The sequence below is a fragment of the Streptomyces katrae genome, assembly GCF_000717655.1.
In the GTDB taxonomy this organism is placed as follows: domain Bacteria; phylum Actinomycetota; class Actinomycetes; order Streptomycetales; family Streptomycetaceae; genus Streptomyces; species Streptomyces katrae_B.
The window spans coordinates 197,472-210,016 of the sequence record NZ_JNZY01000006.1 but is presented as its reverse complement, the minus strand read 5'-3'; the positions used below and the strand labels follow the sequence as shown (position 1 = coordinate 210,016).

Annotated in this window: 9 protein-coding genes; all 9 read left to right on the top strand. The window is 70.6% G+C overall.

Going from position 1 to position 12,545, the window contains the following annotated elements:
* Nucleotides 1–27: 27 nt before the first annotated feature.
* The 9 genes from IF09_RS0109945 to IF09_RS41670 all read left to right on the top strand — a co-directional run bounded on the left by IF09_RS0109945 (nucleotide 28) and on the right by IF09_RS41670 (nucleotide 12,540).
* Complete coding sequence (locus IF09_RS0109945; RefSeq protein WP_030294083.1) at nucleotides 28–765, top strand: ferritin-like domain-containing protein; 738 nt, start codon at nucleotides 28–30, stop codon at nucleotides 763–765.
* Between the two features lie 213 nt (nucleotides 766–978).
* Nucleotides 979–2,205, top strand: coding sequence for a thiolase family protein (locus IF09_RS0109940; RefSeq protein WP_030294081.1), 1,227 nt, complete (start codon nucleotides 979–981; stop codon nucleotides 2,203–2,205).
* A complete protein-coding gene (locus tag IF09_RS0109935; protein WP_030294079.1) occupies nucleotides 2,202–4,331 on the top strand; it encodes a 3-hydroxyacyl-CoA dehydrogenase NAD-binding domain-containing protein in 2,130 nt (709 codons plus the stop codon). Before IF09_RS0109940 ends, IF09_RS0109935 begins: the two co-directional genes overlap by 4 nt.
* Before the next feature lie 164 nt (nucleotides 4,332–4,495).
* Nucleotides 4,496–5,536 carry a hypothetical protein gene (locus tag IF09_RS0109930; protein ID WP_030294077.1) on the top strand — a complete coding sequence of 347 codons (1,041 nt, stop codon included), beginning with the start codon at nucleotides 4,496–4,498 and terminating at the stop codon, nucleotides 5,534–5,536.
* Nucleotides 5,537–5,706: 170 nt separating this feature from the next.
* Complete coding sequence (locus IF09_RS0109925; protein ID WP_030294075.1) at nucleotides 5,707–7,701, top strand: integral membrane protein; 1,995 nt, start codon at nucleotides 5,707–5,709, stop codon at nucleotides 7,699–7,701.
* A gap of 97 nt (nucleotides 7,702–7,798) precedes the next feature.
* Nucleotides 7,799–9,304, top strand: coding sequence for a bifunctional cytidylyltransferase/SDR family oxidoreductase (locus tag IF09_RS0109920; RefSeq protein ID WP_030294073.1), 1,506 nt, complete (start codon nucleotides 7,799–7,801; stop codon nucleotides 9,302–9,304).
* 2 nt (nucleotides 9,305–9,306) lie between these two features.
* Nucleotides 9,307–10,125 (top strand): rhamnogalacturonan acetylesterase, encoded by an 819-nt coding sequence (locus tag IF09_RS0109915; protein WP_030294071.1) that lies wholly within the window; start codon nucleotides 9,307–9,309, stop codon nucleotides 10,123–10,125.
* Nucleotides 10,122–10,922 (top strand): Ig-like domain-containing protein, encoded by an 801-nt coding sequence (locus tag IF09_RS0109910; RefSeq protein ID WP_030294069.1) that lies wholly within the window; start codon nucleotides 10,122–10,124, stop codon nucleotides 10,920–10,922. The genes IF09_RS0109915 and IF09_RS0109910 overlap by 4 nt, the downstream gene beginning before the upstream one ends.
* A 16-nt stretch (nucleotides 10,923–10,938) precedes the next feature.
* Nucleotides 10,939–12,540: a glycosyltransferase family 2 protein gene (locus IF09_RS41670; protein ID WP_051832300.1), complete on the top strand. Its 1,602-nt coding sequence runs from the start codon at nucleotides 10,939–10,941 to the stop codon at nucleotides 12,538–12,540.
* Nucleotides 12,541–12,545: the final 5 nt, after the last annotated feature.

The following is a 12,545-nucleotide window of genomic DNA, read 5'->3' as shown; positions in this document are numbered from 1 at the left end:
TGCTCAAACCTGGCTAGCTTTTTGAACATGATCAACCACGGGTACGAGGCATGGGTAGGCGACTTCAAGGCCGAGCAGGAGCGCCGCGCGGCGGTCGGGGATCCGGAGTGGGGCCGGGGGGCCGCGCTCGATCCGGCGCTCGTACGGAGCCTGCAGCGGTTCCAGGTCGGTGAGGACGGGGACGGCTCGGCTCTGATCGGCAAGGCGGACCGGGCCGGGGATCCGGTGTACGCGCAGGCGGTACGGCTCTTCGTGGCCGAGGAGCAGAACCACGCGCGGATGCTGGCGCTGCTGCTGGCGGCGGGCGGGGCCGGGACCCTGGACGGGCACTGGAGCGACGCGGTGTTCGTACGGCTGCGCAGGCTGCTGGGGTTGCGGGTGGAACTGCTGGTGCTGATGGTGGCGGAGGCGGTGGCCCTGGGGTACTACCGGGCGGTGCGGGACGGAGCCCCCGATCCGCTGGCGGCGGAGGTGGCGGGGCGGATCCTCGCGGACGAGGAGCGGCACGTCCCCTTCCACTGCCGGCGGCTGCACGAGGCGCTGGCACCCCTCCCGGCGCCGGCCCGCCGGGGCGCCACCCTGGCCTGGCAGGCCCTGCTCGCGGGGGCGGCCGTGATCGTCGCCGTGGACCACGGCCCGGCGCTACGCCACCTCGGCGTCCGGCGCCGCCGGTTCACCGCGGACGTGCTCCGCTCCTCGGGCCCCCTGGCCAGGGCGATGTCCACCCTTCCCACCCCTGCCGGATCCGCCCTCGCCCGCGTGTGAGGCGCGGGGTCCGGGGCGGAGCCCCGGGAGGCCGGGCGCAGACCGGGGCGCTTGCTCAGCGGCGCCGCCGGAGTGTGACCTTCGCCGCTCCTCCGGGAGGGGGTGTGCACGCCGGTTACCGGCAAGTAGCATGGCCGGGTGAGCGGGCGCTCAGCCACCGGCCGACCGCGCCCCCGCGCAGCAGTGCACACCCGCACCTGGAGGAGAGCCAACGTGCCTCGTACCGTCAGGGACGTCGTCTTCGTCGACGGCGTCCGCACCCCGTTCGGCAAGGCGGGCCCGAAGGGCATCTACCACGAGACCCGCGCCGACGACCTCGTCGTGAAGGCGATCCGGGAGCTGCTGCGCCGCAACCCGGACCTGGACCCCAAGAAGATCGACGAGGTCGCCATCGCCGCGACCACGCAGATCGGTGACCAGGGCCTGACGCTGGGCCGTACCGCCGGCATCCTCGCGGGCCTCCCGCAGTCCGTCCCGGGCTACTCCATCGACCGCATGTGCGCCGGCGCGCTGACCGCCGTGACCGCCGTCGCGGGCGGCGTGGCCTTCGGTGCGTACGACGTCGCCCTCGCCGGCGGTGTCGAGCACATGGGCCGCCACCCCATGGGCGAGGGCGTCGACCCGAACCCGCGCTTCGTCTCCGAGAAGCTGGTCGACGAGTCCGCCCTCTTCATGGGCATGACCGCCGAGAACCTGCACGACCGGTACCCGACGATCACCAAGCTCCGCGCCGACGAGTACGCCGTGCGCTCGCAGGAGAAGGCCGCCAAGGCGTACGCCGACGGCAAGATCCAGCAGGACCTGGTCCCGATCTCGGTGCGCAACACCAACGAGGCGGCCGGTGAGACGGGCTGGGGCCTGGTCACCACCGACGAGCCGATGCGCCCGGGCACCACGCTGGAGAACCTGGCCGGCCTGAAGACCCCGTTCCGTACGCACGGCCGGGTCACCGCGGGCAACGCCGCCGGTCTCAACGACGGTGCCACCGCCGCGATCATCGCGTCCGAGGACTTCGCCCGGGAGAACAACCTCCCGGTCAAGATGCGCCTGATCTCGTACTCCTTCGCGGGTGTCGAGCCCGAGGTCATGGGCTACGGCCCGATCCCGGCCACCGAGAAGGCCCTGGCCCAGGCCGGCCTGACGATCGATGACATCGGTCTCTTCGAGGTCAACGAGGCCTTCGCGGTCCAGGTCCTCGCGTTCCTGGAGCACTACGGCATCGCCGACGACGACGCCCGCGTGAACCAGTACGGCGGCGCCATCGCCTTCGGTCACCCGCTCGCCTCCTCCGGCGTGCGCCTGATGACGCAGCTGGCCCGTCAGTTCGAGGAGCAGCCGCACGTCCGCTACGGCCTGACCACCATGTGCGTCGGCTTCGGCATGGGCGCCACGGTCATCTGGGAGAACCCGAACTTCAACGCCGAGGGAGACTCCAAGTGAGCACCACCGCTGAGCTCCTGAAGGGCGCGGCCGAGCTGTTCCCGGACGAGGTCGTCACGTCCGCGCACGTCCGCCACCTGGACCTGCCGTTCGGCGCCGGGCGCTTCGCGCTCATCACGCTGGACAACGGCTTCGACCACACCAAGCCGACCACCTTCGGCCCGCAGTCCCTCGCCAACCTGAACGCGGCGATCGACCAGGTCGAGCAGGAGGCCCTCGCGGGCTCCATCGTCGGCGCGGGCATCACCGGCAAGCCGTTCATCTTCGCGGTCGGCGCCGACCTCAAGGGTGTCGAGCTGCTGAAGCAGCACGACGAGGCGCTCGCCATCGGCAAGGGCGGCCACGACGTCTTCAAGCGCCTGTCCGCGCTGGCGGTCCCCACCTTCGCGTACTACAACGGCGCGGCGATGGGCGGCGGTGTCGAGGTCGGTCTGCACTGCACCTACCGCACCGTCTCGAAGGCCATCCCGGCCTTCTCGCTCCCCGAGGTCTTCCTCGGCCTGGTTCCCGGCTGGGGCGGCTGCGCCATCCTGCCGAACCTGATCGGCGCCGAGCGCGCGGTCTCGGTGATCATCGAGAACTCGCTCAACCAGAACAAGCAGCTGCGCGGCAAGCAGGTCTTCGACCTGGGCATCGCGGACGCGCTGTTCGAGGGCGCCGACTTCCTGGAGCAGTCGCTGCTCTGGACGGCGAACGTCCTGAACGGCACCACCGAGGTCGTCCGCGAGGAGATCGACCGCGGTGAGGCCTGGGACGCGGCCGTCGCCAAGGGCCGTTTCATCGCGGACTCCAAGGTGCACGGCGCCGCTCCGGCCGCCTACCGCGCGCTGGACATCATCGCCGCGGCCAAGTCGGGCGACCTGCAGGCCGGCTTCGACGCCGAGGACACGGCCCTGGCCGACCTCATCATGGGCGGCGAACTGCGCTCGGGCATCTACGCCTTCAACCTGGTCCAGAAGCGCGCCAAGCGCCCGGCCGGTGCCCCGGACAAGTCGCTGGCCCGTCCGGTCACCAAGGTCGGCGTCGTCGGCGCGGGCCTGATGGCCTCGCAGCTGGCGCTGCTGTTCCTGCGCCGCCTGGAGGTGCCGGTGGTCCTCACCGATATCGACCAGGAGCGCGTGGACAAGGGTGTGGGCTACGTCCACGCCGAGATCCAGAAGCTGCTCGGCAAGGGCCGTATCAACCAGGACAAGGCCAACCGCCTGACCGCCCTGGTGACCGGTGTCCTGGACAAGGCCGAGGGCTTCGCGGACGCGGACTTCATCATCGAGGCCGTGTTCGAGGAGATGTCCGTCAAGCAGAAGGTGTTCGCGGAGGTCGAGGCGGTCGCCCCGGCGCACGCGATCCTCGCCACCAACACCTCCTCGCTGTCGGTGTCGGAGATGGCCTCGAAGCTCCAGCACCCGGAGCGCGTGGTCGGCTTCCACTTCTTCAACCCGGTCGCGATCCTCCCGCTGCTGGAGATCGTCCGCGGTGAGCAGACCGACGACGCCTCGCTGGCCACGGCCTTCGGTGTCGCCAAGAAGCTGAAGAAGACCGCGGTCCTCACCAAGGACGCCCCGGCGTTCGTCGTGAACCGCATCCTGACCCGCTTCATGGGCGAGATCCAGAACGTCATCGACGAGGGCACCCCGGTCGTCACGGCGGAGAAGGCCATCGAGCCGCTCGGCCTGCCGATGTCCCCGCTGGTGCTGCTGGAGCTCGTCGGCCCGGCGATCGGTCTGCACGTCTCGGAGACCCTGAACCGCGCCTTCCCGGAGCGCTTCACCGTCTCGCCGAACCTGGCCGCCGTCGTCAAGGCGGGCAAGCGCGGCTTCTACGTCTACGACTCCGGCAAGCCGGAGCTGGACCCCGAGGTCGCCGCCCTCCTCGTACAGGGCGACTCCGTCCTGACCGAGGAGCAGGTCCGCGACCGCGTCCTGGACGCGGTGGCGCAGGAGATCGGCCTGATGCTGGAGGAGGGTGTCGTGGCCGAGGCCCAGGACATCGACCTCTGCCTCATCACGGGCGCCGGCTGGCCCTTCCACCTGGGCGGCATCACGCCGTACCTGGACCGCGAGGGTGTCTCGGAGCGCGTGAACGGCAAGAAGTTCCTCGCCCCGGGCCTGGCGAGCGTCCCGGCCTGAGGCCCGTACGCCCGTATGTACGCCCGTACGCCGGGCGGTGCGTGAGCACCGCGGACGCCCGTCCCCCTCGTGGGGGCGGGCGCCCGCCGTTCCGCGGGGCGGGGCGGGACCCGGCACCGGGCCCGGCGCCGAACCTGCCCGTCCGAGCTGGCAGAATACGGTCCATGGCGGATGGCAAGACACCTTTCAGCCGCCGGACCCTGCTTTTCGCGGGCGGCGCGGTGGCCGCCGGCCTCACCACGGGCGGTCTGACCTGGGCGCTGCGCGCCGAGCCCGGTGAGCAGGCCGATTCCCGGCCGGTGGCCGGTGAGTTCGACATGCGGGCCGGTGCGCAGTTGCTCGCTTCGACTCCGCTGTTCAATACGACGGGTCCGCAGTCGTTCGCCTTCGACGACACGAACGGTCAGGTCTACACCCTGCAGACCGTCCAGGCCGGTATCCGGCTCGACGACGAGGAGGAAGCGGTCGACGCGGGCGACCGGAAGACCTCCGGCGACATGTGCCTGACCCGGCTGAGCAGTTCCGGGCAGACGCTGGGGCACATGTATCTGCGCGGCTTCGGTCACGGAATTTCCTGCGGCGTCGAGCCGACGGGCCAGCGCACGTACATATGGGTGGAGGGCAGGGCCGACGCCGAGAGCGGTTACGGCCGCACGGTGGTCCGGGTGCCGTTCAAGGACGGTTCGGTCCTCGACAGTTCCGACGAGTCCGTCCACCATTTCGATCCGGTTCCCGGATCCACCGGCGTCTCCCCCGCGCTCGACCTGCCCGGTGAGCGGGTCCTGGTGAGCCACGAGGAGGAGGGCGTACACCGGTTCTCGGTGTACGGGATGGCGGACTTCCTGGCCGGGCGCTTCAGCCCGGCACAGGTCATCAAGGCCGGGGTGCAGGTCAAGGAAGAGGAGTGGTTCCAGGGCTGCGCGCTGTACGGGGACTTCATCTACGTGTTGACCGGCAACCCGTATACCGGACAGAACGGGGACAATCCTCGGAAGTCCGGTGGAAATACATTTGTCTCCGCAATCGACGTCCGCACCGGCAAAGCACAAGGGCGTCACCGTGTGACCGTGGCACCGGATCTGGTCTACCGGGAACCCGAGGGAATCGCGGTCAGCCTGGCCGGCGGACGACCGGCATTGTGCGTCGGATTTTCCGTGAAGGCGAAGGACCGGCGCGAGCTGGCGCTGTATCGCTACACCCCCTGAGGACCCGCATGACAGGAACTCAAGAGGGACTGATGTCACACGCCTTTGTGAAGAAGCCCTAAATCATTGGGCTGTGGTTCACCAGCCGTTCTAGAGCCGTCCATGAGGCTGCTTATACTACTGCGACACTTCACAGGATCCTTATACCTCCACAGGGGAGGCACCGCACCATGGGCTCCAAGCGGCTGCGAGCCGTGTTCGGCGTTCTGATCACGGCTGGGCTCATCCTCAGCTTCGTCGGGATGCTGGTCGCCGTCGCCTTCGTCTCGCTCCCCCTGTTCGCGGGCTGCGCCGCGCTCAGCTACGTCGCCGACCTGATGCTCCACAACACCGAGTCGCCGACGCTGGAGAAGCTGCGCGACTCGCGTTTCGGCCTCACCATGCGCTTCCTGATCCGGCAGTTCCTGCTGCTGGGCCTGTGCGGGGCCATCGCCGACATCGAGTCGTTCGTGGCGCAGATGACGACCATCGGCCTGCTCCTCCTGTTCATCCTGCAGCTCGCGTACGGCGCGCTCCTCAAGCACGTCCGCAAGATGCGCAACGAACTGCCGTTCACCACGCGCGGGCTGGACCTGGAGGCGCTCGGCATCCGCCGCATGCCCCACCCGTTCCTGATGAACAAGCACGTCCGCAAGACGCTGCACCTGGACATCCCGCTGGTGGCCGGCTCGCTCACCACCATCGCGACGGACGACTGGCGCTTCGTCACGTACGGCATGATCACCACCGTCTTCCTCGCCTACTTCTCGCTGCTGGTGCTGGTGCCCGACGCGCGCAACGCGCTCAAGCTGCCCACTACCGACGAGGCCATCGAGGAGCTCAACCACCAGCTGGCCGAATACCGCCCCCAGGTCGCGCTCTACTTCACCTTCGCCGCCGTCTCCAAAGACTTCATGTACCAGGTGAACATGTGGCTGGAGTCGCTGGAGGCACTGGAGCTGCGGCCCATCATCGTGCTGCGCGAGCGGGCCACCCTGCGCTATCTGGACGCCACCTCGGTTCCCGTCATCTGCATTCCGAAGGCGGACAATCTCGCCCGCATCGAGATGAACGAACTCCGTGTCGCCCTCTACCCCGGCAACGCGGGCAAGAACGTGCACATGCTCCAGCGCGCCGAGGTCAAGCACGTCTTCATCGGTCACGGCGACAGCGACAAACTCGCGAGCAGCAACCGGGTCAGCAAGGTCTTCGACGAGATCTGGGTGGCCGGCCGGGCGGGCCGCGACCGCTACGAGCGCATCAAGCACGCCGTGTCGCACCACCAGATCGTCGAGGTCGGCCGCCCCCAGCTGATGCCCCTGCACCGCTGGACCGGCCGGGTCGCGGGCCCCGTACCCACCGTCATCTACGCCCCCACCTGGGAGGGCTGGACCGACGACGCCTGCTACACCTCCGTCATCCCGGCCGGCGAGAAGCTGATCAAGGCGCTGCTCGACTACGACCGCGACATCCGCATCATCTACAAGCCGCACCCCCTCACCGGCTCGCGCTCCGCCGAGGCGGCCGCCGCCCACCGCCGCGTCATCGCCCTCCTCGAGGAGGACAACGCCCGGCGCTTCGGCCGCAACCTCACCGACTCCAAGGCCGCCGCCAAGAAGCTCGCCCGGATCGACCAGCGCATCGCCGACCTCTCCGAGCGCGGCGTCCGCTCCAAGTACCCGGACCTCACCGAGGAGGAGCGGACCGCGCGCATCCGGCGCAGCCGCAACCAGGCCGGCGCCCTGTACTGGAGCGCCGTCCCCGACGCCGCGCACCACGTGGTGACCGAGCGGATCCCGGCCCTGTACGACTGCTTCAACCAGTCCGACCTGCTCATCGGCGACATGTCCAGCGTCGTCTCCGACTTCGTCGCGACCCTCAAGCCGTACGCGATCTTCAACCTCGACGGTCTGCCGGACGACCAGTTCCGCAACGAGCAGCGGACGGCGTACGCCTCCTACCTGCTGGACGGGGACTGCAACGGTCTCGCCGAGGCCATCGAGGCCACGCTGAACCCGCGCGAGGACCTCATGGCCCCGTACCGCGAGCAGCTCAAGGAGTACCTCCTCGGCGAGGAGTACCCGCCGTCGATCGTCCGCTTCAACGCGGCCGCCAACAACCTCTACCGGCGGGGGCTGCGCGACTTCCCCATCGAATACCCGGAGCAGGCCGCCTACCCCGTGTAGGCGTGCCCGCCCCGGTGCTCGAGTCGCACCGCCCGTCCGCCCACCGCCCTGCCCGCCCGACCGCCGTGCCGCACCCTCAGCTCAGGAAGAAGGAGCCTTGACCTCCAGGCCCGTCCCCCACCGCACCGTCGCCGTCGTTCTCGCTGGGGGCACAGGCCAGCGCATCGGTCTCGAGATACCGAAGCAGCTGCTCAAGATCGCGGGCAAGCCGATCCTGGAGCACACGCTCCACGTCTTCGAGAACGCGCCGGACGTCGACGAGGTGATCCTCCTCATGACTCCCGCGTTCGTGGAGGACGCCCGCCGCATCGTCGAGCGGGCCCGGCTGGGCAAGGTCACCCGGGTCCTGGCCGGCGGCTCGACCCGCAGCGAGACCACCCGGATCGCCATCGACGCCGTGGCCGCCGGGCTCGCGGAGGGCGAGGACTGCAACCTCCTCTTCCACGACGCGGTGCGCCCGCTGCTGTCGCAGCGCGTGGTGCGCGAATGCGTCGAGTCCCTCGAGCGCTACCAGGCCGTCGACGTCGCCATCCCGTCGTCCGACACCGTCATCGTGACGCGCACCCACGGCGACGACGGCGAGTTCATCACCGAGGTCCCCGATCGCTCCCGGCTGCGCCGCGGCCAGACCCCGCAGGGCTTCCGGCTCTCCACGATCCGCGCCGCGTACGAGCGGGCCGCCGCGGACCCCTTCTTCCAGGCCACCGACGACTGCTCCGTCGTCGTGAAGTACCTGCCCGACGTCCCGGTCCACGTGGTCACCGGCGACGACTACAACATGAAGGTCACCCAGCCCGTCGACGTCTTCATCGCCGACAAGCTGTTCCAGCTCGCCTCCCACGCCGCGCCCGCCCAGGCCGGCGAGACCGCGTACCGCGAGCAGCTGGCCGGCAAGACGGTGGTGGTCTTCGGCGGCTCGTACGGCATCGGCGCCGACATCTCCCGCATCGCGGAGGGCTTCGGCGCCCGCGTCTTCGCCCTGGGCCGCTCCACCACCGGCACGCACGTCGAGAACCTCGACCACGTCGAGGAGGCCCTGGCCAAGGCCTACGCCGAGACCGGCCGCATCGACTACGTCGTCAACACCGCGGGCGTGCTGCGCGTCGGCCGCCTCGACGCGACCGACAACGACACGATCCGCGAGGCGCTCGAGGTCAACTACCTCGCGCCCGTCAACATCGCCCGGACCTCGTACAAGTACCTGAGCGAGACCCAGGGCCAGCTGCTGCTGTTCACCTCCAGCAGCTACACCCGCGGCCGCGCCGAGTACAGCCTGTACTCCTCGACCAAGGCCGCCATGGTCAACCTGACCCAGGCGCTGGCCGACGAGTGGGCCGAGGACGGCATCCGCGTCAACTGCGTGAACCCGGAGCGCACCGCCACCCCGATGCGCACCAAGGCGTTCGGCCAGGAGCCCTCGGCCTCGCTGCTCACGTCCGAGTCGGTCGCCCTGACCTCCCTGGACGTCCTGCTGTCCGAGATGACCGGCCACGTGATCGACGTACGCAAGCAGGACCCGACCACGACTCCGGCGCAGCGTTCCGGCTTCGAGGCGGCGCTGGCGTCCGTACTGATCCAGACCACGGAGGACCAGGGGGTCTAGGCGTGACGTACACACCCGGACAGCAGCAGCCGCCGCGGAGGATCTTCGTGGCCGGCGACTCCGAGGCGGTCGCCCGGCCGTACAGCTATCTGCCGATGGTGGGCTGGGCCCAGGCCCTGCCCCTCTTCCTCACCGATGCGGTCGAGGTCGTCAACTGCGCCCGCGCCCGCGCGAGCTCGAAGAGCTTCCGCGAGCGCGGGCGGCTCCAGTGGATCCTCGACAACCTCGAGCCCGGCGACTACCTGTTGTTCGGCTTCGGCCAGATCGACTGGAAGACGGACCCCGGCCTGCACACCAAGCCGTTCTCCACCTTCCAGGAGAACATGGCCGCCTTCGTGCACGGCGCGCGCGAGCGCCAGGCCCACCCGGTGATCCTGCTGCCGTACGAACGGCGCCGCATGGACGCGCACGGCAACGTCGCCCGCTTCCTGGGCGACTACCCGCTCGCCGCCCGGCAGCTGGCCGAGGACGAGCACGTTCCGGTCGTCGACCTGTACGGCCAGAGCGTGCAGTGGTGGGAAGAGCTCGGGCCCGAGCAGTCCAAGCTCGTCTTCACGTATCTGCGGCCGGGCGAACCGCTCCTGGAGAACGTCCAGGACGGGGACAACGTGCACCTGCGTGCGGAGGGCGCGATCGAGTGCGCCCGGTTCGTCGCCCGCAGCCTCGCCGAGCAGGGCGTCATCCCCTCCCCGTGGGTCCGTGACCTCGACCGCCGCCGGTTCTCCTACGAGGAGATGGGCTGGCTGGACGAGGAGACGTTCTCGCACCGTACGAAGTCCCGGGTGTCCGCGCCCGCGGCACGCAAGGAGTCCAGCGCGTGAACCTCCTCCGCCGCGGGCAGGCCGTCGGCGACACCCCGTCACTGGGCGCCGTGTACGCGGCCCTGTACAGCTCGGCCGACCCGCGCCGCGGTGTCTCCCCGGGCGAGACCGTCCAGTTCGGCCTGTCCGTGGCACCCGATCAGGGCGCCCCGCGGGGCTGCGCGTACCTGGCGGAGGAACCGCTGACCGCCGTCGGCGAGATCGTCGGCGTGCAGGGGCTGGAGTACTTCCCCCGCCAGCGCTGGTTCCGGGCCCGCGCCGACGCCGGGGAGCAGACGACGGGGGTCCTGCACCTGCGCGTCGGCGACTCGGCCACGGCGCGCAGCATCCGGCCCCGGATCCTCGTGGGCGTCCCGGACGCCTCGGGCCGCAGGCTCGTACGGACGGGGAAGCTCGCCGCCGAGCCCCTGCCGCTGCGGCCGGCCACCGCCCGTGGGCTGCGGATCGCGACCGAACCGGACCGGCCGGGCACCGTCAACGTGCTCTCGGCGGCCCCGGCGGGCAGCACCGCGATCTCCGTGACGCAGCCGCGGGGCGGCCGGGCGCAGCTGTCGCAGGACGGCTGGGTCACGTACGCGCCCGCCCCGGGTTTCACCGGCTACGACCGGTTCGAGTACACGGTGGGCACGGCCGCGGCCGCCAAGCTGACCTCGCACGTGAACGTCTTCGTGGGCTCCCTGGAGCACATCCCGGGCGCCTTCCCGCAGCATCCGTCGGACAGCGCCCCGCGACCTTGGCAATGGCCCGAACTCACCGGGGAGATGCCGTGGCCCCGCCCCGCCGCTCCGCAGAACTGACGAGGATCCCGACACCATGAACACCGCCGCCGTCGGCCCCGCCGACGTCAAGGACGTGACGGTCGCCGTCCGGGTCTGCAACCAGGCCGCCGCGCTCGACGCCTGCCTGGCCTCCGTCTTCGTGCAGTCCATCGGCACGGAGCGACTGGAGATCATCGGCGTCGACGACGGCTCGACCGACGAGAGCGGGTCCGTGCTCGCGCGCGCGGCGCACCAGTACCCCGCCTTCGTCCGCGTGGGGCAGGTCTCGCACGGGCTGAGTCCGGCGGGCGCCCGCAACTGGGCGCTGAGCCAGGTGCGCGGACGGTACGTCATCTTCCTGGAGGCCACGGACCGGCTGGCGCCCGACGCGCTGGAGCGGATGGTCGCGGCGGCCGACGCGAACGAGGCCGACGTCGTGCTCGGCAAGCTGGAGAGCTCGGGCCGGCATGCGGTCGCGACGTCGATGTTCCGCAAGAACCAGGCCTACACCGACGTCTACGACTCGCGCGTCTACTGGTCGCTGACGCCGGACAAGCTGTTCCGCACGAGCCTGCTGCAGCGCCGCGGGCTGGCCTTCCCCACCGACATGGTGATCGGCGACGACCAGGCCTTCACGGCCGGTGCCTTCATCGGGGCGGACAACGTCTCGGTCGTCGGCGACGCGACCTGCGTGGTCAAGGGCCCCTCGCCGGCGGAGCGGGTGACGCTGCCGGACCGGGTCGCCCTGGTCTCCCGGATGCTGGGCCTGGTCGCCTCGCAGCTGCCGGAGGGGCCGCGCCGGGACAAGCTGCAGTCCCGGCACCTGGAGGTGGAGCTGGGCAAGGCGACCGCGGCCGCGCTGCTGTCCGCCACCGATGCGGCGGAGCGGGACCAGGCCCTGTGGGCCGCTGCCGAGGTGCTGCGCACCCAGGCGTCCCCGGGGGCGCTGGCGCTGCTGCCGCGCATGGTGGCCGTACGGTTCGCCCTGCTGGCGCAGGGCCGCTTCGCCGAGGCGCAGCGGATGGCCGCGTTCGAGGCGGACAAGGAGCGTCCGGCCGTCCGCAAGACGGTGGAGAACGGCCGGGTGTACACGACGCTGCCGTTCTTCCGCGACCCGCAGGTCCCCCTGCCGGACGAGCTGTTCGACATCACCGGTGACATGACGGTCACCCACCAGTTGGAGAAGGCCCGCTGGGACGGGCCGATGCTGCTGCTGGAGGGCTTCGCGTTCTTCGAGCAGCTGTCGACGAAGGACCGTGCCACCCGGGTGGTGCTGCGCGAGCGGACGAGCGGTGCGGTGGAGAGCTGTCAGGTCACGGCCCGCCGGGACGACGCGCTGACCAACGCCAAGGGCAGGCCGCGGGCGATGGGCCGCTTCTCCTGCCGGGTCAATCTGGCGCAGACCTCGAGCGGCTGGCCGCTCCCGCCGGGCACCTGGGACCTGCACCTCGCGGTCGGCTTCGAGGGCGTGACCCGGGAGGTGCGGCTCGGCCCGCGGCGCGCCGAGGACCTCGACACGACCGCCCGGATGCCGGTGCGGATCGCGCCCGCGCCGGGTGCGCAGGGCATGGAGCTGGCGGCCACCCCGTACTACACGGAGTCCGGCGGTCTCAGCATCGAGGTGTCGCAGCGGACGCCGCTGCCGCGGCACGCCTGACGGGG

Coding starts and splice junctions, on each gene's coding strand:
- IF09_RS0109930 (WP_030294077.1), top strand. CDS start 4,496: ATGGCGGATGGCAAGACACCTTTCAGCCGCCGGACCCTGCTTTTCGCG.
- IF09_RS41670 (WP_051832300.1), top strand. CDS start 10,939: ATGAACACCGCCGCCGTCGGCCCCGCCGACGTCAAGGACGTGACGGTC.
- IF09_RS0109925 (WP_030294075.1), top strand. CDS start 5,707: ATGGGCTCCAAGCGGCTGCGAGCCGTGTTCGGCGTTCTGATCACGGCT.
- IF09_RS0109945 (WP_030294083.1), top strand. CDS start 28: ATGATCAACCACGGGTACGAGGCATGGGTAGGCGACTTCAAGGCCGAG.